This window comes from Solwaraspora sp. WMMA2056, assembly GCF_030345095.1.
Classification (GTDB): Bacteria; Actinomycetota; Actinomycetes; order Mycobacteriales; family Micromonosporaceae; genus Micromonospora_E.
The window spans coordinates 55,541-80,734 of record NZ_CP128360.1; the positions used below are offsets into that span (position 1 = coordinate 55,541).

A 25,194-nucleotide genomic window follows, 5' to 3' on the forward strand; every position below is an offset into this window, starting at 1 on the left:
GTAGGGAATAACTATTCCTCACCGGAATACCAGCGTGGCGGGTATCAGTCTCCCGGACCCGCACCGGACACCCGGCCGCGCGTCCGCGCACTGGTCCCGATCGCCGGGCCGAACCAGCGGATGAGAGCGTCGCGCAGCTCGTCCGGGTCCGGGTCGTCGGCGCTCGACGCCCACGCGACGTAGCAGTCCGGGCGCAGCAGCAGCGCGGTCGGCGGCGTACTCCCGTCCAGCGCGGTGACCAGGTCGATCTTTCCCGCGATCACGTCGACCCGGTCGTGCCACGGTCCGGCGACGGCGGCGAGGCTGCCGGTGGCGTCGAGCAGCAACGGCCGAGCGGTCCGGGTCGCCTCCGCCAGCCGTACCGCCCCGGTGTCGGCGTGCAGCATCAGGTCCGGTGCCCACCGGCCGACCAACGGCCCGCCGGGCACCCCCATGTCGTACCGCAGATCCGCGCCGACCAGCAGGTCGGCGACCCGCGCGGCGTTCTCCGGTACGGCGAGCAGCTCGCCGACGAACGTCCGCAGCGCAGTGACGTCGCTGCCCGGCGCGATCAGCGCCGACTGCGCCTGGGTCGACATCGTGACCCGCTGCGCCGCCGGGCGGCGTTCGGTCTCGTACGTGTCGAGCAGCCCGTCGGGTGCCCAACCGCGCAGCCGCGCCGCGAGCTTCCAGCCCAGGTTGATCGCGTCCTGCAGGCCGAGGTTCAGCCCGGGGCCGCCGATCGGCGGGTGCACGTGCGCGGCGTCGCCGAGCAGCAGGACACGTCCGGACCGGTAGCGATCGGCGATCCGGGTGTTGCCGCCGATCAGGCGGCGCAGCAGGTGTGGTCCATCGCCGGCCGGCGGGCCGAACGGCACGTCGGCGCCGAGCACCCGGGCGACGCTGGCCTGCATCTCGGCCAGGCTCATCCGCGTGTCGCCGTAGTCGGTCGATTGGGGCCACTCGACCGTGGTGACGGCCGGCTGGCGGCCGGGGAACGGTGCCCAGACGATCAGCCCGTGTTCGGTGCGGGTGTGTCGAAACGGCGGGACGACGCCGTACCCGGGCACCGCCAGACCGCCGGTCGCCGGGTCGACCAGGTCGGCGGTCACGCCGACATGGGCGCTACGGCTGACCGAGCTGTCGACGGTCACGCCGGGGAAGCCGATGCCGGCAGCCTTGCGGACGGCGCTCTGCCCGCCGTCCGCGCCGACCAGGTACCGGCCGGTCAGTTCGGTGCCGTCGGCGAGCGTCGCCGTCACCGAGTCCGGGTGCTGGGTCAGCCCGGTGACCGCGCAGCCGCGCCTGACCTCCACGCCCAGCTCAGCGGCCTGTTCGGCGAGCAGCTGCTCGAGGCGGGGCTGTGGAACGGGCAGCGTGTAGAGCGGGTTGTCAGGCACCTGGCTGAGGTCAAGTGGCAGTGCCCCGAAGACGTACCGTGGTTGCGGTTGTGGTTGCGTCGGGGCCGGCTGGCCGGGGACGTGCTGGTCGTCGACGATCCGTTGGTAGAGCCCGCGTCGGTCGAGCATCCGGACGACCTGGCCGACCAACCCGTTGGCCCGCTGCTCGGTGGTCGGCCCGGTCCGCCGTTCGCAGACGACCGGCCGGACGCCGGCGAGGGCCAGCTCGCAGGCGAGCATCAGGCCGTTCGGTCCGGCGCCAGCGATGATCACATCGATCATTACAAGATCCTTTCTGGGGTACGGAGAACCCGCCGGTCGCCGCGTCGCGGCGACCGGCCCTGGTGTTCCGGGCTGGACCGGGGCCGGTGACCGGCCCCTGGTGTTCCGAGGTGGACTGGAGCTGGCGGTCAGCGTGTGACAGGCACCGGCAGCCCAGCGGCCAGTTGGGTCAACGCGTCGGAGAGCAGTCGTTCCATCGACACCGGCGGGTCGGCGTACACGAAGTGCCGCATCGCGGTGTTGACCGCGGCGCTGACCGCCGCCGCGACCAGGTTCGGGTACAGGTCCTGCTTGACGTCGGTGCCGGTCCGTTCGGCGACGGCCACGGCCAGCTCGGCCTCGGCGGCCGCGACGGCGCGCAGCATCTCGCCCTGCAGCGCCGGCTCGGCGAGCATCACCTTGAGCCCGCTCACCCAGTCGGCGTGGTCGCCCGGCGGTGCCTGCTCGACCTCCGGACCCGGCTCGAACTGCACCATTGCCGCCGCCCGGATCGCCGCCCACAGTGGCTCGTCGGCCGGGCGGGCCCGGAGCTCGTCGGCCAGCCGCAGACTGCGGTCGAGGTGCCGGGCGGCGATCGCCTCGGCCTTGCTGGAGAAGTAGTTGTTGAACGTACGGGCAGACACCCCGACGGCCTGCGCGATGTCGTCGACCAGCACGTCGTCGAAGCCGCGCTCGACGGTCAGCCGGATCGCCGCCCAGCTCAGCGCCGCCCTGGTCGCCGCCTTCTTCCGCTCCCGCAGCCCGCTCACACCACGACGCTAGCACAACTTGCGTGACACGCAAATATTCGCGGCACGCACTTTTCTAGTCGTGGGTAGGCGATGAGGTCAGACGTTTCATCGCCGTCAGGGTCTGGTCGATGGTGGCTGGGAGGTCAGGGTCGCCGTGCTGGTCGAGCCAGCGGGTCACCGCGATCCGGAACGTGGTCACAGCGATCTCGGCCGCCAGCCGGGCGGTCAGGTCGTCGCTGCCGCGATCGCGGAAGCCCTGCTCCATGGCCTGCGACAGCAGCGAGAACTTGCGCAGCTCGCGCTCCTGCAGGGCGGGTTCGGCGCCGATCACGGCACGTCGGCGGAGCAGGTAGTCGAGGCTGCGGCCCTCGAAGATCGCGGACGCGGCGGGGGGCAGGCCCGTGGCGATCAGCTCCATCGGGCCGAGCGACCGCGGGGCCCCGGTCATGAGGCGGGCCACCTGCTCGGGCATCGACTCCTCGCCAGCGAACAGCACCTCCCGCTTGTCGGCGAAGTGCCGGAAGAACGTACGGGTGGTGAGCCCGGCCCGTGCCGTGATCTGCGGCACGGTGGTCTCGGTGAAGCCCTGCTCGAGGAAGAGATCGAGCGCGGCCCGCTCGAGCCGTTCCCGCGCCCCCGGCTGCCATCGACCCATGCCGCACATCCTAGTGATGACACGACGTGTCGTGCCGTGCAATAGTGATGACATGACGTGCCATGACTGATGGAGGCGAACATGGCGGGTGAGATCTGGGTGCTCGGCGCGACCGGCCGGGTCGGCCGGCAGGCGGTGCAGCGCCTGCGGCAGGCCGGCACCGAGGTGGTGGTGGTCGGCCGCGACCGGGAGCGGCTGACCCGAACGGTTCCGGACACCCGGGCGGTGACCGGCTCACTCGACGAGGTCTGCGCGCGGCTCGCCGCCGAGTCGCCGGCCGTCGTGATCAACACGGTGGGCCCGTTCGCGGTCACCGCGCCGCAGGTCGCGCGGGCCTGCCCGGCCGGCACCCACTACGTCGACGTCGGCAACGAGCTGAGCGCGTTCGAGTCGCTGCACGCCATGCACCGGGAGGCGGCGGCGACCGGTCGCACCCTGGTCTGCGGGGCGGGCTTCGGTGTGCTCGCGACCGAGAGCATCCTGCTGCACCTGCTGGCGGGCGAGGAAAAACCTTCCCGGGTACGCATCGACGCGCTCGCGTCGGTCGAGGTCGAACCAGGTGCCCTCGGCGAAGCCCTGACCGCCCACCATCGTGCAGGCGCTGCGCGACGGCGGTCGCGAAGTGCGACAGGGCCGGTTGGTACGCGTCCGGGCCGGCGGTGCCGCCGAGCGGTTGACCACCCCCGACGGCGACCTGGTCACCACCGCCGCCATGGGCAGCGGCGAACTCTTCGCGGCCTGGCAGGCCAGCGGCGCCCCGTCGGTGATCGGCGCCTCGGCTCTCGCCCCCGGCACCCCGGCCGCCCGCGCGGCGACGTCGGCGGCCGGTGGTCTGCTGCGGCTGCCCGGCCTTGCCGCCTTCGCCACCCGGCGACTCGCCCGCGTCACCACGACCACGGCCCGGGAGCGCCCACGCCGGTCGTCCTGGGGCCGCGCCCGGGTCGAATGGCCGTCCGGCCGCGTACGGGAGGGCTGGCTGCGCACCGGCGAGGCCATGACGTTCACGGCCGACGCCGTCGTCGAGGTGGCCCAGCGCCTGACCAAGGGCGAGGGCCGTCCCGGCGCGTACACCCCGGCCAGGCTCTTCGGCCCTGAGGTGGCGCTGGCCGCCGGCGCCGAGTTCGTCGTCCCGGACTAAGTTCGCGTCGCCGGAACCAGTGCTAGCATTGCTGTCAGACCACGGACGACGCAGCGATCTGGAGCACGATGATGGCGGCTCTGAGCATCCGGGACCTGGATGATTCGGTGAAGGAGAAGCTCCGTATCCGCGCAGCGCGGCACGGTCGGTCGATGGAGGCGGAGGTCCGCGCGATCCTGACCGCAGTAGTCACTGAGGAGCCGACCCACCCGGATCTCTTCAGCGCGCTCACCGAACGGTTCGCGCAACTCGGCGGCGCCGATCTGGACATCCCAGCTCGAGCCACCCGACCCCGCGCGGCCGACTTCACCGCACAATGATCGTCCTCGACACCAACGTCGTCTCCGAGCTCATGCGCGCCGAGCCGGCACCCGCCGTTCTTCGGTGGCTACGGCGGGACCCGGCCGGCGGCCTGTACACCACGACCGTCACCGTTGCCGAGATCCGTTACGGCATCGCGCGGCTGCCGGAGGGCCGCCGCCGCGAGTCACTCCACCAGGCCGCCAACGAGATCTTCGCGGCGTTCCCCCGCCAGGTCCTCCCTTTCGACCTGGCCGCCGCCAACGCGTACGCCGACATTGTCTCCGGCCGGGAAAGGCTCGGTAACCCGATCGACGGCTTCGACGCCCAGATCGCCGCTATCTGCCGATCCCAGGCAGCGACCCTCGCCACCCGCAACGCCAAAGACTTCCTCGACACCGGCATCACAGTCGTCGACCCGTGGCAGGAAACCGCAAGCTGAGATGGTCCTGGCGAGCCTCAGGCTCAGTACTGCCGGGACGCGGCGACGATGATCTCCCCACCGGGCGAGGAGCCGTCGGAAGTCGGTTGATCCGCCGAGTCATCACCTCCTGCAACCCAGGTCGTCCCCGAACGCGCACGACGAACCCTACGTTGGAAGGCTTGGCCGGCCGGATCCATAGCAGCAGTCGCGCTCAGGTGCAGTCGTCGGCAGGCTGCCACGGGTTGATGATCTCGGCATCGGTGGGCGCGAAGTCGGCTACGTTGCGGGTGACGACCGGGATCCCGTGCACGAGGGCGGTGGCGGCGATGAGTAAGTCGCGCACGGGCTGCGGGTCGGGAACGTTGAGCATCGCGCTGCGCCGGGCGACCGCCGTGTCGACCGGGAGAACGCGCTCGGCGAACGCGGGCAACACCTGCGTTTCCAGCCAGCGACGCAGGACCGCGCCCTGCGCCGGATCCCGGCGCTCGGCCAGCAGAACCCCGATCTCCAGCTCCTGCACGGTGATCGCCGACACGAACAGGCTGCCGGTCGAGGCGCTGGCGGCCCACGCAACAACGTTCTTGTCCGCTCTACCGGCCTTGGCCTTCCGCAGTTCGGACACCACGTTCGTATCGAGCAGGAACATCAGCTCAGGTCCGCCGGCCGGGCGAGATCACGCTGCGGCGAAACCTCGAACTCGATGTCCGCTTCGTCCGGAGACAGCCCGATCAGGTCGATAATGTTCTCTTGGCCCCCGGTCAACCGCTGGTAGTCCTCGAATGTCAGGAGCACGTGCGCCGGACGGCCCCGATCGGTGATGAAGACTGGCCCACTGCGAGCAGCGATCTTCGCCCGACCCGTGTCCTGGTTGAACTCACGACTCGACACCGTAGTAACGGTCAGTGCCACCACCTCCCGACGACCAGCAAGTAGCAATGTTACTACATTCGGCCCTGAGTGTGGTACCGCCGACATGATCGTCGAACACATCCACCAACTTGCACTGACCGTACGGCCGACCGGACCAGCGGGTGAGGCACCCGCACCCCGACCGGATTGCCCCTACCGGTTGCCGATCCACCCCACCTCGCCCACCCGACCCCAGGAGAGATGTGACCGACGACACACGGCACTCAAAGTGCTCAAATCGATTTATTTCAGCCATTTAAAAAAAACCGTTCTCAACAATCTATTTGTGGAACCAATGGGGGGGCACCGCCCCTCGATCGCCACCCTCGCTACGTTTGCCTGAGGGCGCCGCCCCCCTAGGTACGACCGCCAGCAGGGGCCACGCCTGTGGTAGGTTTTCCACCGTGACCAACCACCGGGGGGGATCACGCAGAAAACCTTTAGGAGACGGGAGGCGAAGCCATGTTTAACAAAATCAAGAATATTTTGTTAACTGCACCCAAAAAGGCAGTCACCCCAGCGAGAGCGTTGAATTCGTGCCCAACGTCGGAGGCGGATTCAACAAGCTGGTTGAGCCGAAAACTAGAACAGGCAGCGAAGGCGATCTTTGCGGCAATTGCGGCAACCGCATTCCGCTATGCACTTGAGGTAGTTGCAGAATAGTCAAAGTAGATAGGGTTACGACAGATTTGCTCACCGTAACCCTATCTACTTGACCTACTTCAAGGCGGACAGGAGACGCGGTCAGCCCAGCCAGGAAGCCCACCCACCCCTGACCGGCTACGTAGCCGGTCAGGGGTGGGTGGGGAGGTGGGCGACGAAGGTGGACCAGGCAGCGGGGGCGAAGGTGAGCACCGGGCCGGTCTGGTCCTTGCTGTCGCGTACCAGCACCGCGCCGGGCAGGTTGTCGGCGACCTCGACACACGCGCCGCCGGCACCGTTGGACCTGGTCGACTTGCGGAAGCGCGGGGTGCCGGTCAGCTCCATGTCAGCGCCGCTTTCTCGATCATCTCGCGGGACTCCGCGATGGGCAGGGCGTGGCTGCGGACATCTTCCCACACCTGTTCGAGCCGACGCACCCGTTGCGGATCGTCGATGGGCTCGCCGCCGAAGTGGGTGTCCAGGTAGCCCACTCTCCGGTCGTGCACCGTGCCCAGCACGAACGGACCGTTGAGCCCGGCGTACGCCCCGGCGGTCGCCGGCACGACGTGCACCCGCACGTTGGGCCGGTCGCAGGCGGCGGCGAGCGCGGTCAACTGCTCCACCATCACGTCCGGCGAGCCGATCTGCCGGTGCAGCACCGACCGGTCGAGCACCGCGACGAAGTGCGCCGGACTCTCCGCCCGGATGATGATCTCCTGCCGGGCCAGTCGGTTGGCCAGCGCCGTCTCGACATCGTCGACCGGGCCGACGTCGGTGAGCAACTGTCGGGCGTACGCCTCGGTCTGCAACAGCCCCGGCACGACGGAGAGTTCGAAGTAGCGCAGGATGCTCGCCTGCGCCTCGTTCTCGGCCCACGAGCGCAGGAACGGGGCGATCGACTGCCCGCGCGCCTGGGCCGCCAGCCGCTGGATCCGGTCGCCGGTCTCGAAGACGCCGTCGAGTGCCTTGGCGATCGCCGGCACCGGGATCAGCCGCCCCGCCTCGTAGCTGCCGATCGACGACCCGCTCACCCCGACCAGCGCGCCGAGCTGCTCCTGCGACAGCCCTCGCGCGGTCCGCTCCTTGCGGATGGCTTCCTGCAAGTCGATCATTATCGGCCCCCTTATCAGATTCGTAGGAACTCTCCGAGAACCCTCCGACTCCCACATCTTCCATCGCGTGGGGTGGATAGTCCAGGGTGGAGGGGTAGGAAGTTGAGAGAGCAAGATCCACGGAGGACCGAGCTCCCGGGGCGCATGCGAGAAACCATTTCACGGCCACGTCCGTCAACACCGGAACAGCCAGGAACCCCCGTGCCATGGCCGCTCCGATGCTGGTCCGTGGCCACGACGCGGCCGACACCGCGTTCCCGCAAGTAACACCGAAATGGAGTACGCACGCGCCCCGGGCCCACTCACCTGATTGGTGCTCCGTGAATCGAAGACTGCCCTGGTTGCCGTACTGCCGAGGAAGGCTGCGGTGATTGGGGCGGGGTGGCCCTGCCGGATCGGCAAGCGGCAGGGCCACCCCTTCCACAAACCCGACATGCAAGGGGAGGAAACGTGATGCGAGAACTGTGGCGACGGTGGCGGATGCGACGGCAACGGCGTCGGATGGTGTCCCTGCCACCGCGCGACTGGCCGAGCGGCAGCGGCGTGTACCGCGTACCCGAACACGGGCGCAACCAGCGACCGACCGCGTACCGACCGATCCGGCCGCGGCAGGTCCGCAGCCAGCACTTCCCCGCCGCCAGCCGGCGCGCCCACGGGCGCGGCCTCGACCCGGGCGAAGTCGCCGCGTTCCTCGAACGCGTCGCCCACGACCTCGGCATCCTCTACGCCGAGCTCGACCGCACGTACGAACAGAACGACCGGATCAAGGACGCCCTGCGCCGCTGGCAGAGCAACCACACCGCGACCGCCACCCCGTCCGGCTACCGCTGACCGACAAAGACGTCGTCGGCGCGAATAACCATCTTCGTCTGTGGACACCACTACCATCGGTCCGATGACCGACGACTTCTACTGCGAACAGGCACTCAGCGGCAAGACCCCGATCCAGGTCGTGGCCGAGACCGCCCACGTGCTCGCCTTCCATCACACCCGGCCCTTCTGGCCCGTCCATATCGTCGTCGTTCCGAAACGCCATGTTCCGTCGCTGGTGGACCTGGGCGACGCCGATGTCGCCGAGGTTCATCAAGTCCTGGCCGTCGTCCGCGATATCGCGGCACAGGTCACCGCCGAACACGGCGCAGCCCGCGTCCTGACCAACCTCGGTGAGTACCAGGACTCCAAACATCTGCACTTCCACGTCAACAGCGGCGAGCCGTTGCGTCACGACTGATGAACACCACCGCCAGCGCAATCATTGCTGACCCGCGTTGCAAACCTGCCTGATCGCCGAGCAGCCGGCGGGGCGACTCGCAGCCTGTCGGCGTCCTCGGTGTCCGCGCTGGCGGCTGCGGAGACGACCGGGTCCCGCCTTCGACCGAGTTCGCCGGCTCGATCAACATCGACTTCCGGCGCCGCACCTGCATGCTGGAAGCGCCGGCCGACGACGAACGGGGGATGGTCGTGGGGATCAGCACCGAGGCCGGTAGAGGTGTATATACTCGGGAGCATCTAGTATTCACAAGGAGGTAGACGTTGAAGACGGTGATCGACCTGGACGAGGAGTTGCTCGACCGCGCCCGTCGTGAACTCGGGACCAGCACCAAGAAGGAGACGATCCACGAGGCGCTGCGTCTGGTCGCCGAACGCGGGGCCCGACTGGCTGCGATCCAGGAGCTCATGTCCATCGACCGGGACTGGGACGGCATCGTCGATGACGACAAGACGCCCGCCAGCGGCCGAGACGCGGCGTGAACATCCCCCGAGGGCTGTACCTGATCGATACCTCGGCCTGGGCCCGGATGTCCGCACCGGCAGTGAACAAGCGGCTCGTCATGATCCTGCAGGAAGGGGCAGCAGCGACCTGTCTCCCGCTGGACCTCGAAGACGGTCGCAGCGCTCGCAACTTCCGGGACGCGATGGCAATCCGCGCCCGCCGGGCCGAAATCATGACTGATCTGCCGATCAACTCGGCAGTCGCCACTCGGGCCCGGGACATCCAGGTAGCGCTGACCAGACGCGGGTACCACCGGGCGGCCAGCCCGGTCGATCTGATCGCCGCCGCAGCAGCGGCTGAGCACGGCGCGACAGTCCTGCACTACGACCGTGACTTCGACCTGATCACCGAGGCTGGCGGACCGCGCAGTGAGTGGATCGCGCCCGCCGGGACACTTCGGTAGTTACACCGGCTCGCGCCGCGTCAGCGGGTCGCGGGGTTGGCGGCGAGCATGGCGCAGAACAGGGCTCCCTGCTCGATCGCGTCGTCCAGGGCGACATGCTCATGCTCGTGCTCGCCGAACCACTCGCGGGGCATGGTCCGCTTCGACGTCGTCCGGTAGCCGGTGCCCATCAGCGCCATGGCGTACGTCTTGATGTCCAGCGCCGAGTGGGAGAACGGGCTCGATCCGGTGAAGCGGATCAGGTACCAGTAGACGAACATGAAGTCGTACGCCGCCGGGAAACCGATGAACACCGGCCGCCCCGGCAGCTGGGCGAGCCACTCGGTGTAGCGGGCCATCGCTACCGCCGGCTCCTCCTGGTCGGCCCGGCACGCCGCCCACGCTTCCGGCTGCGTCTCCCACCACGCCATGGTCTGCGGGGCGCCGGTCGCCCCGGGCAGCGTGACCAGGTTGGCGCTGAATGTGCCGACCAGCTCCTTGCCTGCCGTGTACGCCGCCGAGGCGAAGCTCAACATCGAGTGTGGGCCGGGGATTGGCCCGTCCGCCTCGACGTCCGTGCTGACGTAGATCTCCGCTTGTGCCACCCCCGCACCGTACGGCACCTCCCATGCCGGGAAGCCCTCCGCCCATGATCGCGACGATCTTGCGCTTATCGCTGAATAAAACGGACAAATTCTCGCGATAAGCGCAAGATCGTCGCGATCATGGAGGTGGGGTTGGTCGGGTCAGCTGACGGTGAAGGTGGCCGAGGCTCGGCCGGCGGCGTCCGGTACGGCTTCCAGGTAGAGCAGGCCGTCGCGGTGCCGCACGTACTGGCCGGGGAAGTTGACCGACTCCAGCGACAGTTTGCCGGCGTCGGCCAGCCCGCTGCGGGCCATGAACGTGGCGTCCTGCCGGAACAGGTTGGACCCGTCGTTGGCCTCCACCCAGATCTGGTGGTTGCGGTGCCGCAGGTAGTAGCCGGGGAAGTTGGTCGATTCCAGCGAGACGCCGGCCGAGTTGGCCAGGCCCGGGACGACCCGGAACTGCGAGTCGGCCAGGTTGGCGACATTCGCCTCCAGGCGGACCCGGTACTCCCAGTGCCGCAGGTAGCGGTCCGGCTGGTCGTGGGCGGCAAGCCGGACCGGGGTGCGGCCGTCCGGCACCGGTACGCCGAAGTTCGGTGTGCCGTCGGCGTTCCAGTAGATCTTCTGCACCCGGGTACGCCGGTTGGGGTCGCTCAGCGGGTCGTAGCCGTTGCCGAGGTAGCGCTCGTAGTTGCGGGAGTGGTAGACGATCACGTCACTGCCGTCCTCGGCGACGGTGAACGAGTTGTGCCCCGGCCCCCACTGGCCGGTACGGCTGTTGCTGGCCAGCACCGGGTTGGGACTCTTGGTCCACGATGACGCGTTCAGCAGGTTGCTGCCGGCCGGGGCGGTGAGCAGCCCGACGGCGTAGTTGGCGTCGGTGGCGCTGGCCGAGTAGGTCATGAAGACCCGGCTGTTGCGGATGATCACCGCTGGGCCTTCGTTGACCCGGTAGCCGCGGGTCTCCCAGGCGTACGTCGGGGTGCTGATCATGACCGGGGTGCCGGTGTACGTCCAGGGGTTGACCATGCGGGCCAGGTAGATGTTGGAGTTGCTGCCGGCGTACTCGGCCCAGGCGAGGTAACGCACTCCGTTGTGGACGAAGGTGGTGGCGTCGAGGGAGAAGCTGCTGCGTGGCGGCTGGATCTGGCCGCGTTCGATCCACGGCCCGTCGAGCGGGTTGGCGGCGGAGGATTCCAGCACGTACGGGCGGATGGCCCAGATGTCCTCGGCCCGGCCGGCGGCGAAGTGGATGTACCACTTGCCGTCGATGAAGTGCAGCTCGGGTGCCCAGATGTGTGCGCCCATCTCGCCGGTGGCGTGCTTGCGCCAGATGACCCGTTCGGTGGCGGTGGCCAGGCCCTGCAGGGTGGTGGCGCGGCGCATGACGATGCGGTCGTACTCGGGGACGGTGGCGATGAAGTAGTAGTAGCCGTCGGCGTGCCGGTGGACGTGCGGGTCGGCGCGCTGTTCGGCGATCGGGTTGGTGAACTGCGCCGTGGCGGAGAGGTTCGACGCCGTGACCGCGTCCGCCGACGCCGTCACAGTGTCCGCCGACGCCGTCACGGTGTCCGCTGGTGTGGCGGGTGTGGCGGATTCCGCGCCGGCCGGGGTCGTCGCGAGGGTCGTCGCCACGGTGGCCAGGATGACGGCTGTCGCCAGCCGCCTCGTCACCGGTCTCGTTCGCTGCATCGAGGGTGCCTTTCGACGGACGGGCCGGGTCGCGCCGCCCACACGCGACGCCGCACCGGGTTCCACCGCATGTTTGCGTTAACATCGACCAGGGTCAAGGGTTGTCCGACATCTTTTCGACACCTGCGTGAAACGAGGCGGGCCGGCCGGGGCGCTCCGCCCCGGCCGGCCCGCCGCCCGCCGTCGAACTACTTCGTGCCGTCGGTCAGGCTCACCAACGCCTGCGCGGTCCGGAAGTACGGGTTACGGCCGAGGTCGCCCACGGTGACCACGCCGAACGCGTCCTTGAGCAGCTTGGCATCGCTGTCGCTGACGCCCTTCAGGGCGGCGACCGGAGCGTCGACGATCTCGGCCAGGGACTTGTCCTGGTAGGCCTTGTCGACCAGGGTCGTGAGGTCAGCGGTGACCGGCATCGGGTGTCTTCTCCTTCTGTTCGGGGTCGTGGCACGGCCCGGTCGGGCCGGCCAGGTCGTGGGCTGTCGGGCGATCGCCCGGCAGCACGCGCGGCGGCTACTCCTCGTCGAGCTCTTCCTCGTCGCCCTCGGCCACCGCGCTGTCGTCGTCGCCGAACGCGTCGAACGCCTGCTCGGCGAGCATCCCGGCGCCGAAGCCCAGCGCGGCGCCGCCGACCGCACCGGCGATCACGCCGCCCATCCCCGGGCCGCGACCCTCGTGCTCCTGGTGATGGCCGTGCCCGTACGGACCCGGAGCGCCGTAGCCCGGCGCGGGGTAGCCGCCGCCGAGCAGCGCCTGCCGCTGGTCGAGTGCCTGGCGGATCCAACCGTCGACGTGGCTGGTCCAGTCGAGTCGGTCGGCGTCGTCGTGCGCGACGCGGTAGTGGCCGTACGAGTCGTGGCCGGGGGTGAACAACCCGGCCTGCTTGTCGAACTCGAGCACCACGGTGACGCCGTACGGATCGGCCAGGAAGGTCAGCTCGGCCTGCCGCACGCCGGGGTACTGCGGCGGGGCGACGTACTCGATCTCCTGGTAGAACGGCAGCGTCTGGGCAAGCCCGGCCAGCTGCCCGTACTCCAGGTCGGCACCGACGAACTGGAAGCCGAGGGTGCCGAACGCCTCCAGGATCCGCTCCTGCACCGGCAGTGGGTGCACCGCGACCGGGTCGAGGTCGCCCGGGTCGGCCGCGCCGCGTGCGGAGACCGAGGTACGCAGGCCCAGGGTCATCCCGGCCAGCGGCTGGCCGTAGAAGTGGGTGATCGGGGTCTCCCAGGGCAGTTCGACCTGGAACGGCAGGCTCAGCTGCTGGTCGGCGGCCAACCGAAGCGCTCCGGCGACGTACACCTGATGGAACTCGACGCCGGCGGTCTCCTCCTGCTCGCCGCCCTCGATCTCGACCCGGGTGACCAGGCCGACCGTGACCTGCTCGATCTCGGTGTCGAAGTTGCCGCCAGCGAGGTCGACCTGGCCGGCCAGCGTCAGGCCGGGCCGGGTGTTCGGGTTGGACAGTACGGCGTCGACGCTCGGCCCGCCGACTCCGAAGGCTCCGAGCATCCGTTTGAAGACCACCTGACGTTCTCCCTGAGGTCGCAGCTGCGATGAAGTCGGAGGGTAGAGAATTCCCTTGTCCCACAAGACGAACACGATCGTCTATTAAGGAATTGGGACGCCGACATCGTAACCACCCAGGCTGGGAGGAACCTGAACGGCAGGTATCAACTACGAAAAGTTATATTGCGAATACTCTTCGGAGTAATTCCCAGTCAACTCCCAGGTTGGCCCTCGTTCGTACCGTCTAGGCTGAGCGACATGTCCGACGACAGTGACCCACACAGTCCCCGCCGCCCCGTCGACCCGGAAGGCTCGGCGAGGCGGTGATGGAATGGATACTGCTGGGTGTCGCGGTGCTGCTGATCGCCGCCAACGCCCTCTTCGTGGCCGCTGAGTTCGCGTTCGTCACGGTCGACCGGGCAACCGTGGAGCGGCAGGCCGCCGCCGGTGACCGGCGCTCCGCCAGCCTGCTACGCGGCCTGCGAACCCTGTCGACCCAGCTCTCCGGGGCGCAGCTCGGCATCACCGTGACCAGCCTGGTCGTCGGCTTCCTGGCCGAGCCGTCACTGGCCACCGTGCTGCGCGGCCCGCTCGGGCTGACCGGCCTGCCCGACGCCGCCACCACCGCGATCTCGCTGACCCTGGCGCTGATCCTGGCCACCTGCTTCCAGATGATCTTCGGCGAGCTGGTGCCGAAGAACTGGGCCATCGCCGAACCGCTGCGGGTCGGCCGGGTCGTCGCCGGAGCCCAGCGCGGCTTCACCACCGCCGCCGGCCCGCTGATCCGCTTCCTCAACGGTACGGCGAACCGGATCCTGCGCGCGTTCGGCATCGAACCCACCGAGGAGCTGGCTTCCGCCCGTACCCCTCAGGAGCTGGCGTCACTGGTCAGCCGCTCCGGCGCGGAAGGCACCCTGGACGCGGAGACCGCCGAGCTGGTCTCCCGGTCGATCGATTTCGGCGAGCGGACCGCCGCCGACGTGATGACCCCGCGACCGCGGGTACGGTTCGTCGCCGCCGACGCGCCCGTCGCCGAGGTGCTGCGGCTGGCCGCCGCGACCGGCCACGCCCGGTTCCCGGTCACCGGGGACGGGGTCGACGAGGTGCTCGGCGCGGTGCACTTCAAACATGCGCTCGCCGTACCGGCCGGCGAACGCGACGGCCGACCGGTCCGCTCGGTCATGGTCGAGCTGCCCGAGGTGCCGGAGACCGCCGAGCTCGATCCGCTGCTCGCCACGCTGCGCGGCCGCGGGCTGCAGATGGCGGTGGTGGTCGACGAGTACGGTGGCACCGCCGGCATCGTCACCCTGGAGGACCTCGTCGAGGAGATCGTCGGCGAGATCGCCGACGAACAGGACCGCCCGACCGGCCGGCATCTGCAGGCCGCCGACGGCTCGTGGCAGCTCTCCGGGCTGCTGCGGCCCGACGAGGCGGCCCGGCTGACCGGGCTCGACCTGCCGGAGGGCCGGATCTCCGACACCCTCGGTGGTGTGATCATCGAAGAACTCGGCCGGCTCCCCCGGGTCGGTGACACCGTCATGGTGGTCGCCGACGACCGGGAGCACCCGGACAGCGACGGACTGCCGACGGCCGTACCGGTGGATCTGACCGTGACCAGGGTCGACGGCCGCCGGGTCGACCGGCTGCTGCTGCTACGCCGCGCGAACGGACACTCCGCCGGCCACTCGAACGGAAACGGATCATGAGCGACGGCGTAGCGATCCTCGTCGGCGTACTGCTGCTCGCCGGCAACGCCTTCTTCGTCGGCGCCGAGTTCGCGTTGATCTCCGCCCGCCGGACGCAGATCGAACCACGGGCCGCGGCCGGCTCCCGGCTGGCCCGGGTCACCCTGCGGGCGATGGAGAACGTGTCGTTGATGATGGCTGGCGCCCAGCTCGGCATCACCGTCTGTTCCCTCGGGCTCGGTGCCATCGGCGAGCCGGCGGTGGCGCACCTGATGGAGCCGGGGTTCGCCGCGCTCGGGGTGCCGGAGGCGCTGGTGCATCCGATCGCGTTCGCCATCGCGTTGGCGATCGTGGTCTTCCTGCACATGGTGATCGGCGAGATGGTGCCGAAGAACATCGCCCTCGCCGGCCCGGAGCGCTCCGCCCTGGTCCTGGGCCCGGTGCTGTACGGCGTCGTCACCGTGTTGCGGCCGCTGATCTGGCTGCTCAACCAGGTCGCGAACATCGTGCTGCGGCTGCTGCGGGTGCAGCCCAAGGACGAGGTGACCTCCGCGTTCACCCGGGAGGAGGTCTCCGGGTTCATCGCCCAGTCCCGCCGTGAGGGCCTGATCGACGAGCACGAGCACCGACTGCTGACCGGGGCACTGGCGTTCAGCGACCAGCCGACGGCGCGAGTGGCGATCCCGCTGGAGTCTCTGGTCACGGTGGCGGCCGCCAGCACCCCGGTCGAGCTGGAGCAGCGGTGTGCCGACACGGGCTACTCCCGGTTCCCCGTCCTGGACGGCAACGCGGAGGTGACCGGGTACCTGCACGTCAAGGACGTCCTCGGGGCGCCGGCAGCCGACCGGGACCAACCGGTCGACGCCCACCTGATCCGGCCGCTGGTCACTGTCCGGGGCACCCAGCCGATGCGGGACACCCTCACCGTCATGCAGCAGCAGGGCGCACACCTGGCCCGGGTGGTGGACACCGACGGCCGGTTGACCGGGCTGGCCGCGCTGGAGGACGTCATCGAGGAGCTGGTCGGCGAGGTCCGCGACGCCGCGCAGGCCGCCAGCCGCTGACGGCTGGCTGGCTCTGGACGCACTGTCGCCAACCACCGGTATTCCTGTGAGGAATAATTATTCCTCACAGGAATACCGTCGAACGCGGATACCTTTCAGGCCGGCCGGGCGGCGCGTCACTCAGGGTCGGTGGTCGGCCCGCCCGCAGGCAACGGCCCGCTGGTCGGCTGGCCGAGCGACTGGCGGGCGAGCAGGGTCGCGCCGGCCACCGCCGCCGGCATGATCAGCACCGCGCCGAACGGGATCAGGCAGCAGCAGAAGACCGCCGCCCCGAACCCGATCGCCCTGGGCCGGTTGCCCCGCAGCGCGGCCCGCCGGTCCGGCAGCCGCAGGCCACGGCGGTAGAAGGCGGAGCCGACCAGCTCCAGGGCGAGCCGCCAGCCGCCGAAGAGGGCAGCCAACACCGGCACCACGGTCTGCCCGACGATCGGGATGAACCCGAGGACGAACAGTGGGACACCGATGATGATGCCGAACGCGATCAGCCGGGACGAGTCGAGCAGGCTGTGCCACAGCGACCGCCACCACGGCACGTCGACCGCGTTCGGCACGCCGCCGTGGTGCTCCTCCACCCACTCGGAGATCTTCTCGTAGAACGGATCCCCGATCAGCAGGGTGACGGCGGTGAAGGTGAGCACCCCGACCAGGCCACCGAGGGCCAGCAGGGCGATGGCGACGGTGCCGCGTACGGCGTCCTGCAGGCCCGTCGACCAGCTGTCGGCGAACGGGGTGAGCCAGTCGGCGAGGTCGACGACGATGCTGACCCAGCCGATGAAGGCGGCCACGAAGAGCACCCCGGAGATGACCGCCGGGATCAGCCCGAGCAGCACCATCTTCGGGTTGCGGGCGTAGGTGCCGAATCCGCGCAGGAACAGCCGCACGCCGTCGATGAACGAGCGGACCATGCCGCCTTGTCCTGCCACGAGGCGAGAGCCTAGTACCTGAGGACCAGTCCGGCGTGATTCGATAAGTGTCGAACTTGACTGTCGTCGAATCAGCCGGCATCGTAGGACTGGTTCGACAACCATCAAGACAACACGTCAGCCCGCCACGGAGGGGTCCATGAACAACGAGGAGTTGCCGGTCGTCGTCATCGGCGCCGGGCCGGTCGGCCTGGCCGCCGCCGCCCACCTGCACGAACGCCAACTGCCGTTGCTGGTGCTCGAAGCCGGCAGCCGGGCCGGCGCGGCGGTCGACCAGTGGGGCCACGTCCGACTCTTCTCCCCGTGGCGCTACGACATCGACGCCGCCGCCCGCCGGCTGCTCGACGCCGCCGGCTGGGCCGCCCCGGACCCCGACCACCTGCCGACCGGCACCGAACTCGTCGGCGACTACCTCGAACCGCTGGCCAAGCTGCCCGCACTGGCCGAGCGCATCCGGTACGACGCGCGGGTGGTCGCGCTGGGCCGCGCCGGCGTCGACCGGGTCCGCACCGCCGGCCGGCAGCAGGCACCGTTCGTGGTCCGGCTCGCCGACGGTACGGAGATCCGCGCCAGCGCCGTCATCGACGCCAGCGGCACCTGGGGTACGCCCAACGTGCTCGGCGCCAACGGGCTGCCCGCCCACGGCGAGCAGCAGGCCGCCCACCTGATCAGCGGCGCACTGCCGGACGTGCTCGGTGCCGACCGGGCCACGTACGCCGGCCGCCGCACCGTCGTCGTCGGATCCGGCCACTCCGCCGCCAACACCCTGCTGGCCCTCGCCGAACTCGCCGACCAGGAGCCCGGCACCCGGATCACCTGGGCCACCCGGGGTGCCAGCATCGACCGGGCCCTCGGCGGCGGGGACGCCGACGCGCTGCCCGGCCGTGGTGAGCTCGGCACCGGGCTGCGACTGCTGGTCGACTCCGGTCGGGTCGAGCTGGTCACCGGCTTCGCCGTACACAGTGTCCGGACCTTGCCGGACGACGGCGGCGTCGAGCTGGTCGCCACCGACGGACGGACGTCGACCGCCGACCGGGTCGTCAGCGCCACCGGCTTCCGCCCCGATCACCGGATCGCCGACGAGCTGCGCCTCGACCTGGACCCGGCACTCGGCTGCACCCGGATGCTGGCCCCGCTGATCGACCCGAACGAGCACTCCTGCGGCACCGTCCGCCCGCACGGGGTGGACGAGCTCAGCCAGCCGGAGCCGGGCTACTACCTGGTCGGGATGAAGAGCTACGGGCGCGCGCCGACGTTCCTGCTGGCCACCGGCTACGAACAGGTCCGGTCGATCGCGGCGGCGCTGGCCGGCGACTGGACCGCCGCCCGCGACGTCCAGCTCGACCTGCCGGAGACCGGGGTCTGCTCGGTGACGCAGGCCTACCCGGTGTCGCCGGCTGACGCCGAAGCCGACGCTGGGCAGGGCGCGGCCGGTTCCGGTGGTTGCTGCGGTTGACCACCGTCGGGCCTGGTGGATCGTGGCGGCGCTGGCGGTCACCCAGACCGTCGGCTACGGCGCGCTGTACTACTCGTTCCCGGTCTTCCTGCCGGCGGTCGCCGCCGACCTGGCGGTGAGCCCGACCCAGGCGACCGGCGCCTTCACCGCGTCGGTGCTGGCCGGCGCGGCGCTCGCGGTGCCGGTCGGGCGCTGGCTCGACCGGTACGGTGGCCGCGCCTCGATGACCGTCGGCTCGATCGCCGGCACCCTGGCACTGGTCGGCTTCTCCCGGATCGACACGCTGGCCGAACTCTATCTGATGTGGACGGCGATCGGGGCGGTCGGCGCGCTGGTGCTCTACGAGTCGGCGTTCGCCGTGGTGGTCAGCTGGTTCGACGCCGCCCGCCGACCCACCGCGCTCCTGGCGGTGACCCTGGTCGCCGGTTTCGCCAGCACGATCTTCCTGCCGCTGACCGGGCTGCTCGTCGACCGGTACGGCTGGCGGGTCACCGCTCTGGTCCTGGCCGCCGTACACGGCTGTCTCACCGTACCGCTGCATGCGGTGGTGATCCGCCGACCACCGGGACGGGCGGTCGCACCTCGCGGGTCCGGACGTGGCCGGCGTGGCCCGCGCGCCGACCGCCGGTCGGATCCCGGCCGGGCCGCGCTCGGGCGCGCTGTGCGTGACCACCGGTTCTGGCTGCTGGCCACCGCCTTCGTGGCGCACGCCGCCGGGCTGGTCACCGTCACCATCCACCTGGTGAGCTTCCTGCAGTACGCCGGACACGACGCCACGTTCGCGGCGACGGTCGTCGGCGGGCTCGGCGTGCTGTCGGTCGCCGGGCGGATCATCATGACGGTGCTGCAGCGGTGGCAGACCCCGACGCTGGTCATCGCCGGAGTGTTCGGGGTGCAGGCGGTGGCCGCCGGGGCGCTGCCGGCGGTGGCCGGCGGGACCGTCGGTGCGGTCGCCGGGATCGTCTGCTTCGGCCTCGGATTCGGGGTGGCCACGCTCGCCCGACCGACGCTGCTCAGCCAACTCTTCGGCGCCTCCGGTTTCGCGACCATCTCGGCGGTGCTGGTCGTGCCGGTGACACTGGTGACCGCGCTCGCCCCGCTCGGCGCGGCGGTACTGCAGCAGGTCACCGGCAGTTGGACGGTGGTGTGGGCCGCCGTCGCGGGGTGCTGCGTGGTCGCCGCGACGGCGGTGGCCGCCGTCGGCCGGAAGTCACCGGACCCGGCTACGGGGCGTTCAGGAAGTCGCTGACCCGCTGCCTCAGGTCGGTCCGGTGGTTCCAGAGCACACCGGGGCGGTCGTAGACGTGCAGGGTCGCCTCCGGCAGCGCAGCGACGTACCGCTCGGCGATCTCGACCGGGTGCAGGTCGTCGCCGACGCAGCCGATCACCAGGACCCGGGCGGTGACCGCTGCCAGCGCGGCCGGGTCGGGCACCGGCACCGCCGTGGCCAGATCCACCAGCTCGGTGGCGAGGCCGTCGCGCAGCAACTGGTCGATCCGGGTACGCAGGTACGCCCAGGCGCCCGGGGTGTTACGCACCTGCACCGGCGTCTCGGCGGCGATCACCTCGGCGACTCCGGACACGTCACCGTCGTTGACGGCGGTGACCAGTTCGGCGAACCGGTGCCGGGCCGCGACCGGCCGGGCGGTGTCCAGCACGGCCGGCAGGAACAGCACGACCCGGTCGAACCGTTGCGGGCTGTCGACGAGCAGCCGGGCCAGCGCACCTGCGCCGAGGCTCATCCCGACGGCCCGGCTGGCGCCAGACAGGTCCGCCACCGCCCGCAGGTCGCGGGCCAGGTCCGGGTAGTCCCACGGGCCGGTCGGCGCGGCCGACCGGCCGTGCCCCCGGAACTGGAAGAAGACCTTGCGGCCGGCCACCCCGCTGCCCAGCGGTCGGGTGGTGGCGATGCCGTGCGCGAGGCCGTGCGCGAACACGGTCGTCGGCTCGCCGGCCCCGGTGATCAGCTGTTCCAGCGCCACGCCGTGCGCGGTGGCGACGATGTCGGTCTCCGGCTCCGGCAGCGCCGGTCGGCCGGTGCGGGGGCCGGACGGTCCAGGTCCGTACGTGCGCGGGCCGCCGTCAGGTGGCGGCGGCCAACGGAAATCTCTCACCAGGACCCTCTGCCGTCGGAGATGTCCCGCAGCCCGACCCGTACGTCGAGCAGGTAGACCAGTCCGGCGGCGATCCCGATCAGCCCGAAGAGGCTGACCTGGAACAGCAGGGTGAGCAGCAGGCAGATGCCGAGAATGGCCAGCCACGCACCCTTGGGCAGGGTGCCGATCGCCGGGAACGCCTCGCCCTTCTGCGTGACGCAGTGCACCAGGGCGACACCCTGGACCACCAGTGCGAACACGAACAGCGCCAGGTCGAGGATGTACCGAACGTCGGCATAGAACAGCGGCGCGGCAGAGTTCATGAGCAAAGCTTATGCCGCGCGCCCCGGACGCGTGCCACCTGCGTCCGGGGCGCGGACGAACTCGAACTACTTGGTCGAGGGCCGGGTCCGCTTGGTCGGCTTCGACCCGTTGATCTTCGCCGGGGCCTCGGCCGCCGCCGGCGTGGTCTCGGTGGCGGTCGGCGCGGTGGCCTGCGGGGCCTCGGTGGCCGCTGGAGCCTCGGTGGCTGTCGCGACCGTCGCCGGGGTCGGCTCCGGTTGGGTCTGCGTGGTCGCGGTCACCTGGGCCGGGGCCTCGGTGGCTTCCATGTCGGCGGTGACGGTGTCGGCGGCCCGCACGACACCGGTGCCGACGACCCGCTCGCCGTGGGCGACCAGGGTGCCGTAGATCGCCATCGCCCGCTGGCTCGCGGCCTGCGCACCGGCGAGAACGGCGTCCCGGTTGCGCAGCGCCAGCGCCCGCAGCCGGTCCAGGTCGGCGCCGTTGTTGGCCCGCTCACGCAGCTCGGCGGTGCTCTGCACAGCCTTGGTCCGCAGGTCGGCGGTGCTCTGCGCGGCCTTGGTCCGCAGGTCGGCGGTGGTGACGGTGGCCTTGCCGGTCAGCTCGGTGACGGCCGTCGGCAACTTACGCAGCTGCTGGTACGCCAGGTCACCGGCGCCGGCGACGGCGTACAGCGGGGCGGGGATCCGTTTGGTCTTCGGCTGGCTCATGACTGCTCCTCCTTGGCTGCGGCGGCGGCCTGGTCGGTGGTCCCGGCGCGGGGCGTACGGCGCCGGGCGGTGGTCTTCTTCGGCGGATCCGCTGGCGGGGCCGCGGTGGGCGGGGCGGGCGCGGCACCGGCTTCGGTGACGGCCACGGACCGCAGCGCCTGGTCCTCGGCCTCGTCGGCGGCGGCGCTCGGCGCCGTGGTGTCGGTGTGCGTCTCGGCGTGCCGGGCGTTCTCCCGGCGGAAGGTCTCGTAGATCTGGCTCAGCGACTGCTTCTGCGCCATCGACAGGTCCGGGTCGGCCGCGATCGCGGCGAGCACTCCCTGGCCGTGGTTGTCGTCGAGCAGCCCGGCCCGCAGGTACATCACCGGGGTGGAGACCCGCAGCGCGCTGGCGAGCTGCTGCAGCACCTCGGCGCTGGGTTTACGCAGGCCACGCTCGACCTGGCTGAGGTACGGGTTGCTCACGCCGGCCTGCTCGGCGAGTTGGCGCAGCGAGATGCGGGCGTTGTGCCGCAGGTCGCGGATGAAGCCCCCGATGTCGCGAGGCAGGTCCTTGGGTGTGGCCATGACTCGACGGTAGCCCGAGGTGCTTGCTTCTGCTAGCGAATGCTTGCGAAAGTTAGCGGAGTCACCCGGCAGAGCACCCGCGACCCGGCTGAGCACCCGCAACGCGGTCACCCGAAACCCGGTCGCCCGCCCCCGACCGCCGGCGCTAGGCTCCCCGGACGATGGCATCGACCCGAGTAGGCGACGCGACGATCCACTACGACGAGATCGGCGACGGGCCACCCGTACTGCTGATCCATGCTGGCATCGCCGACCGCCGCATGTGGCAGGCGCAGCTCGCCGCGCTGTCCGGCCAGGCCCGGCTGATCGCCATGGACCTGCGCGGGTACGGCGAATCCGACCTGCCGTCGGCGGTGTTCGCCCACCACGACGACGTGATCGGGCTGCTCGACGCGCTCGGCGTCGCCCGCGCCACCCTGGTCGGTTGCTCGTTCGGCGGCGCGGTGGCCCTCGACGCCACGCTCGCCCACCCGGACCGGGTGACCGGGCTCGCCCTGTTCGGCTCCGCGCTGGGCGGCCACGACTGGTCCGACGCCACCGAGACGCTCTGGGACGACCTCGTCGGGCAGGTCGACCCCGAGGACCTGGACGCGATGGCCGACGCCGAGGTGCGGTTCTGGGTCGTCGGCCCGCACCGCCAACCGGCCGACGTCGACCCGACGCTGCTCAGCCTCGCCCGCGAAATGGACCGACGTGCCCTCGCCGCCGAAGCCGCACTCGGCGACGTCACCCAGCACGAACTCGACCCACCGGCGGCCCGGCGGCTCGGCGAGATCGGCGTACCGGTGCTCGTCGCCGCCGGCGCCCTCGACGTGCCGGACATCCGCACCCTGGCCGACCTGCTCGCCGCCGGCATCCCGCAGGCCCGGCGGCTGCCCGACGTGCCCGGCGCGGCGCACCTGCTGCCGCTGGAACGCCCGGCCGAGGTCAACGCCGCGCTGCACGACTTCCTCGCCGCCCTACCGCACTGAACCGCCCTGGGCGGTCAGACCGCGCTGAACCGCCCAGGGCGGTCAGACCGCGCTGACCCCCCCTGGGCGGTCAGGGCAGTGCCCGTACGGTGCCGACCGGCTGGCCGCCGCCGACCACCACCGCCCCGGCGAGCTGCACCAACGCCGGCTCGGCCGCGTCGTCGTCGCTGACCCCGAGCCGACGCAGCGCCGCCACCACCGGCGGTACCGCCGCCCGCATCGCCCCGTCGTCGACCTTCACCGCGACCGCGCCCACGTCCGGTACGGCGACCGCCAGCACACCCTCCGCGCCGACCTTGGCCAGCAGACCGGGCACCGCCCGCATCAACCGGGTGTCCGCCCGGCCGGTGCCGCCGACCAGTTCCGGGTACGCGCGCATCGCATCGGCCACGGTCCGCTCCACCGAGCCGGGCTGGCCGGACACCAACCGCAGGAACGCCCGCGCCACCGCCGTCAACGACACCGCGAGCACCGGCGCGCCGCAGCCGTCCACGCCGACGGCGGCCGCCGGCTCACCGGCCAGCTCCTGCACCGCGTCCCGGATCCGCTCCTGCAGCGGATGCTCCGGATGCCAGTACTCGTCCACCGGCCAGCCGGCCGCCCGGCAGGTCAACAGCATCCCGGCGTGCTTGCCGGAACAGTTCATCTGCAGCCGGCTCGGCCCGCCGCCGGCCCGCAGTACGGCGGCCGCCGCCGCCTCGCCCATCGGCAGGTCCGGCGGGCACCGCAACGCCGCCTCGGTCAACCCGACGCAGCGCAGCAGCGCCGCCACCCGGGCCAGGTGGAAGTCCTCGCCGCTGTGGCTGGCGCAGACCAGGGCCAGATCGGCCGGATCGGTCAGGCGCAGCCCGGCCCGCAACATGCCGACCGCCTGCAGCGGCTTGTTCGCCGACCGGGGAAAGACCGGCGACGTCACGTCACCGAACTGCTCCCGGCAGGCGCCGTCGGCTCCGAGGACGACCAGCGACCCCCGGTGCGTACTCTCCACGAAACCGGACCGGACCACCTCGACCAGTGGGACCCCACCGGCGTACCGGGCCGGGGCCGCCACCGCGCCGGGCCCGCTCACCGGGCGGCCAGGCCGAGCAGTTCCCGGGCCTGCGCCGGGGTGGCCGGCGGACGCTGCGCCACCTGGGCCAGGCTGACCGCGCGGGCCACCAGCTGCATGTTCGACTCGACCGGGCGGCCCTTGGCGTAGCTGAGGGTGTCCTCCATGCCGACCCGCAGATGCCCGCCGGCGGACAGCGCGGCGAACATCACCGGCAGGCTGGACCGGCCGATCCCGGTGGCCGAGAAGGTGGTGCCCGCCGGCAGGTCCCGGATCGCCCGGGTGCAGGCGACGAGCGCGGCCGTCGTGCCGGGCATGCCGCCGGGCACCCCCATCACCAGGTCGACGTGGACGTGACCGCCGGCCGGCAGCCCGTACCGGTCGAGTAGTCGCTGCAGCGCGGCCAGCTGCCCCAGGTCGAAGATCTCGTACTCCGGCACGATGCCCCGGTCCTGCATCCGGGTGTGCAGCTCGACGATGAACTCCCACCGGTTGCTGAACACGTCGTCGCCGAAGTTGACCGTGCCCATCGTGCAGGACGCCATCTCGGGGCCGGCGTCGAGCACGGCCAGCCGGTCGGCTTCCGGGTCGGTGACGGCCCCGCCGGTGGAGAGCTGGACGATCAGGTCGGTCCGCTCCCGCAGCGCCTCTACCGTGGCTCGCAACCGGCCCGGGTCCAATGTCGGGGCGGCGTCGTCGTCACGGACGTGGACGTGGATCACCGACGCGCCGATCGCGGCGCATTCGACCGCCGTACGCAGCAGTTCGTCGAGGGTGACCGGCAGCGCGGGCGCCTCGTGCCGGGCCGTTTCGGCACCGGTCGGCGCGACCGTGATCAACGTCGTTGTCGTCATGGCGC

The 25,194-nt window shown here is 70.9% G+C and carries 31 protein-coding genes and 1 pseudogene; 13 read left to right on the forward strand and 19 right to left on the reverse strand.

Annotated features, from left to right (window positions below; translation table 11 throughout):
• Window positions 1–44 precede the first annotated feature (44 nt).
• From O7608_RS00280 to O7608_RS00290, 3 genes are all read right to left on the reverse strand, one after another.
• On the reverse strand, window positions 45–1,661 hold the full coding sequence (locus O7608_RS00280; RefSeq protein WP_289208078.1) for an FAD-dependent monooxygenase: 1,617 nt from the start codon (window positions 1,659–1,661) through the stop codon (window positions 45–47).
• Window positions 1,662–1,789: 128 nt separating this feature from the next.
• A complete protein-coding gene (locus tag O7608_RS00285) occupies window positions 1,790–2,410 on the reverse strand; it encodes an acyl-CoA-like ligand-binding transcription factor (RefSeq protein WP_289208079.1) in 621 nt (206 codons plus the stop codon).
• 55 nt (window positions 2,411–2,465) lie between these two features.
• Window positions 2,466–3,047, reverse strand: coding sequence for a TetR/AcrR family transcriptional regulator (locus O7608_RS00290; RefSeq protein WP_289208080.1), 582 nt, complete (start codon window positions 3,045–3,047; stop codon window positions 2,466–2,468).
• 81 nt (window positions 3,048–3,128) lie between these two features.
• On the opposite strand from O7608_RS00290, the pseudogene O7608_RS31885 reads away from it, so the two are divergent.
• A pseudogene (locus O7608_RS31885) lies at window positions 3,129–3,389 on the forward strand (NAD(P)H-binding protein); the annotation flags it as partial.
• Here O7608_RS31885 and O7608_RS32100 read toward each other — a convergent pair.
• Window positions 3,282–3,638 carry a hypothetical protein gene (locus O7608_RS32100; protein WP_289208081.1) on the reverse strand — a complete coding sequence of 119 codons (357 nt, stop codon included), beginning with the start codon at window positions 3,636–3,638 and terminating at the stop codon, window positions 3,282–3,284. The pseudogene O7608_RS31885 and the gene O7608_RS32100 sit on opposite strands and share 108 nt — an antisense overlap.
• Window position 3,639: 1 nt before the next feature.
• Here O7608_RS32100 and O7608_RS00300 point away from each other — a divergent pair, with 1 nt between their 5' ends.
• The 3 genes from O7608_RS00300 (at window position 3,640) to O7608_RS00310 (ending at window position 4,927) form a co-directional block, all read left to right on the forward strand.
• A complete protein-coding gene (locus O7608_RS00300) occupies window positions 3,640–4,185 on the forward strand; it encodes a saccharopine dehydrogenase family protein (RefSeq protein WP_289208082.1) in 546 nt (181 codons plus the stop codon).
• A gap of 71 nt (window positions 4,186–4,256) precedes the next feature.
• On the forward strand, window positions 4,257–4,505 hold the full coding sequence (locus O7608_RS00305; RefSeq protein ID WP_289211139.1) for a FitA-like ribbon-helix-helix domain-containing protein: 249 nt from the start codon (window positions 4,257–4,259) through the stop codon (window positions 4,503–4,505).
• Window positions 4,502–4,927: a type II toxin-antitoxin system VapC family toxin gene (locus tag O7608_RS00310; RefSeq protein WP_289208083.1), complete on the forward strand. Its 426-nt coding sequence runs from the start codon at window positions 4,502–4,504 to the stop codon at window positions 4,925–4,927. Before O7608_RS00305 ends, O7608_RS00310 begins: the two co-directional genes overlap by 4 nt.
• Window positions 4,928–5,120: 193 nt before the next feature.
• On the opposite strand, the gene O7608_RS00315 is transcribed toward O7608_RS00310, so the two are convergent.
• The 4 genes from O7608_RS00315 to O7608_RS00330 form a co-directional block, all read right to left on the reverse strand.
• Window positions 5,121–5,555, reverse strand: coding sequence for a type II toxin-antitoxin system VapC family toxin (locus O7608_RS00315; RefSeq protein ID WP_289208084.1), 435 nt, complete (start codon window positions 5,553–5,555; stop codon window positions 5,121–5,123).
• Window positions 5,555–5,797, reverse strand: a complete 243-nt coding sequence (locus O7608_RS00320; RefSeq protein WP_289208085.1) for a type II toxin-antitoxin system prevent-host-death family antitoxin — start codon at window positions 5,795–5,797, stop codon at window positions 5,555–5,557. Before O7608_RS00320 ends, O7608_RS00315 begins: the two co-directional genes overlap by 1 nt.
• 813 nt (window positions 5,798–6,610) lie before the next feature.
• Window positions 6,611–6,805 carry a DUF397 domain-containing protein gene (locus O7608_RS00325; RefSeq protein WP_289208086.1) on the reverse strand — a complete coding sequence of 65 codons (195 nt, stop codon included), beginning with the start codon at window positions 6,803–6,805 and terminating at the stop codon, window positions 6,611–6,613.
• A complete protein-coding gene (locus tag O7608_RS00330) occupies window positions 6,796–7,572 on the reverse strand; it encodes a helix-turn-helix domain-containing protein (RefSeq protein WP_289208087.1) in 777 nt (258 codons plus the stop codon). The genes O7608_RS00325 and O7608_RS00330 overlap by 10 nt, the downstream gene beginning before the upstream one ends.
• Before the next feature lie 453 nt (window positions 7,573–8,025).
• Between O7608_RS00330 and O7608_RS00335 the strand changes: the two genes are divergently transcribed.
• From O7608_RS00335 to O7608_RS00350, 4 genes are all read left to right on the forward strand, one after another.
• Window positions 8,026–8,403, forward strand: coding sequence for a DivIVA domain-containing protein (locus O7608_RS00335; RefSeq protein WP_289208088.1), 378 nt, complete (start codon window positions 8,026–8,028; stop codon window positions 8,401–8,403).
• A gap of 64 nt (window positions 8,404–8,467) precedes the next feature.
• Window positions 8,468–8,803 carry an HIT family protein gene (locus tag O7608_RS00340; protein ID WP_289208089.1) on the forward strand — a complete coding sequence of 112 codons (336 nt, stop codon included), beginning with the start codon at window positions 8,468–8,470 and terminating at the stop codon, window positions 8,801–8,803.
• Between the two features lie 311 nt (window positions 8,804–9,114).
• Window positions 9,115–9,324, forward strand: a complete 210-nt coding sequence (locus O7608_RS00345; protein WP_289211140.1) for a type II toxin-antitoxin system VapB family antitoxin — start codon at window positions 9,115–9,117, stop codon at window positions 9,322–9,324.
• On the forward strand, window positions 9,321–9,749 hold the full coding sequence (locus O7608_RS00350; protein ID WP_199757978.1) for a PIN domain-containing protein: 429 nt from the start codon (window positions 9,321–9,323) through the stop codon (window positions 9,747–9,749). The genes O7608_RS00345 and O7608_RS00350 overlap by 4 nt, the downstream gene beginning before the upstream one ends.
• A 20-nt stretch (window positions 9,750–9,769) precedes the next feature.
• Here O7608_RS00350 and O7608_RS00355 read toward each other — a convergent pair whose 3' ends face one another.
• From O7608_RS00355 to O7608_RS00370, 4 genes are all read right to left on the reverse strand, one after another.
• On the reverse strand, window positions 9,770–10,333 hold the full coding sequence (locus O7608_RS00355; RefSeq protein ID WP_289208090.1) for a 3'-5' exonuclease family protein: 564 nt from the start codon (window positions 10,331–10,333) through the stop codon (window positions 9,770–9,772).
• Window positions 10,334–10,474: 141 nt separating this feature from the next.
• Window positions 10,475–11,989 (reverse strand): family 43 glycosylhydrolase, encoded by a 1,515-nt coding sequence (locus O7608_RS00360; protein ID WP_289208091.1) that lies wholly within the window; start codon window positions 11,987–11,989, stop codon window positions 10,475–10,477.
• A gap of 206 nt (window positions 11,990–12,195) precedes the next feature.
• Window positions 12,196–12,420 carry a hypothetical protein gene (locus tag O7608_RS00365; RefSeq protein WP_289208092.1) on the reverse strand — a complete coding sequence of 75 codons (225 nt, stop codon included), beginning with the start codon at window positions 12,418–12,420 and terminating at the stop codon, window positions 12,196–12,198.
• A gap of 97 nt (window positions 12,421–12,517) precedes the next feature.
• On the reverse strand, window positions 12,518–13,531 hold the full coding sequence (locus O7608_RS00370; protein WP_289208093.1) for a sporulation protein: 1,014 nt from the start codon (window positions 13,529–13,531) through the stop codon (window positions 12,518–12,520).
• A gap of 308 nt (window positions 13,532–13,839) precedes the next feature.
• On the opposite strand from O7608_RS00370, the gene O7608_RS00375 reads away from it, so the two are divergent.
• A complete protein-coding gene (locus O7608_RS00375; protein ID WP_289208094.1) occupies window positions 13,840–15,219 on the forward strand; it encodes a hemolysin family protein in 1,380 nt (459 codons plus the stop codon).
• Window positions 15,216–16,262, forward strand: coding sequence for a hemolysin family protein (locus tag O7608_RS00380; RefSeq protein ID WP_289208095.1), 1,047 nt, complete (start codon window positions 15,216–15,218; stop codon window positions 16,260–16,262). The genes O7608_RS00375 and O7608_RS00380 overlap by 4 nt, the downstream gene beginning before the upstream one ends.
• Window positions 16,263–16,378: 116 nt before the next feature.
• Here O7608_RS00380 and O7608_RS00385 read toward each other — a convergent pair whose 3' ends face one another.
• Window positions 16,379–17,167, reverse strand: a complete 789-nt coding sequence (locus O7608_RS00385) for an EI24 domain-containing protein (protein WP_289211141.1) — start codon at window positions 17,165–17,167, stop codon at window positions 16,379–16,381.
• Window positions 17,168–17,324: 157 nt separating this feature from the next.
• On the opposite strand from O7608_RS00385, the gene O7608_RS00390 reads away from it, so the two are divergent.
• Window positions 17,325–18,641 (forward strand): NAD(P)-binding domain-containing protein, encoded by a 1,317-nt coding sequence (locus tag O7608_RS00390; protein WP_289208096.1) that lies wholly within the window; start codon window positions 17,325–17,327, stop codon window positions 18,639–18,641.
• A complete protein-coding gene (locus tag O7608_RS00395) occupies window positions 18,625–19,890 on the forward strand; it encodes an MFS transporter (RefSeq protein ID WP_289208097.1) in 1,266 nt (421 codons plus the stop codon). The genes O7608_RS00390 and O7608_RS00395 overlap by 17 nt, the downstream gene beginning before the upstream one ends.
• Here O7608_RS00395 and O7608_RS00400 read toward each other — a convergent pair.
• The 4 genes from O7608_RS00400 to O7608_RS00415 form a co-directional block, all read right to left on the reverse strand.
• The gene (locus O7608_RS00400; RefSeq protein WP_289208098.1) at window positions 19,865–20,755 is read right to left on the reverse strand and encodes an alpha/beta fold hydrolase; all 891 of its coding nucleotides are present in this window, start codon (window positions 20,753–20,755) and stop codon (window positions 19,865–19,867) included. The two genes, O7608_RS00395 and O7608_RS00400, sit on opposite strands and share 26 nt — an antisense overlap.
• A complete protein-coding gene (locus tag O7608_RS00405) occupies window positions 20,752–21,060 on the reverse strand; it encodes a DUF2516 family protein (RefSeq protein WP_289208099.1) in 309 nt (102 codons plus the stop codon). The genes O7608_RS00400 and O7608_RS00405 overlap by 4 nt, the downstream gene beginning before the upstream one ends.
• A 66-nt stretch (window positions 21,061–21,126) precedes the next feature.
• Window positions 21,127–21,750: a hypothetical protein gene (locus O7608_RS00410; RefSeq protein WP_289208100.1), complete on the reverse strand. Its 624-nt coding sequence runs from the start codon at window positions 21,748–21,750 to the stop codon at window positions 21,127–21,129.
• Window positions 21,747–22,316 (reverse strand): helix-turn-helix domain-containing protein, encoded by a 570-nt coding sequence (locus tag O7608_RS00415; RefSeq protein WP_289208101.1) that lies wholly within the window; start codon window positions 22,314–22,316, stop codon window positions 21,747–21,749. Before O7608_RS00415 ends, O7608_RS00410 begins: the two co-directional genes overlap by 4 nt.
• A 161-nt stretch (window positions 22,317–22,477) precedes the next feature.
• Here O7608_RS00415 and O7608_RS00420 point away from each other — a divergent pair, with 161 nt between their 5' ends.
• The gene (locus O7608_RS00420; protein ID WP_289208102.1) at window positions 22,478–23,287 is read left to right on the forward strand and encodes an alpha/beta fold hydrolase; all 810 of its coding nucleotides are present in this window, start codon (window positions 22,478–22,480) and stop codon (window positions 23,285–23,287) included.
• A 70-nt stretch (window positions 23,288–23,357) separates the two neighbouring features.
• Here the strand turns inward: O7608_RS00420 and O7608_RS00425 are convergent, their stop codons facing one another.
• Window positions 23,358–24,356: an asparaginase gene (locus tag O7608_RS00425; protein WP_289208103.1), complete on the reverse strand. Its 999-nt coding sequence runs from the start codon at window positions 24,354–24,356 to the stop codon at window positions 23,358–23,360.
• Window positions 24,353–25,189 carry a beta-keto acid cleavage family enzyme gene (locus O7608_RS00430; protein WP_289208104.1) on the reverse strand — a complete coding sequence of 279 codons (837 nt, stop codon included), beginning with the start codon at window positions 25,187–25,189 and terminating at the stop codon, window positions 24,353–24,355. Before O7608_RS00430 ends, O7608_RS00425 begins: the two co-directional genes overlap by 4 nt.
• Window positions 25,190–25,194: the final 5 nt, after the last annotated feature.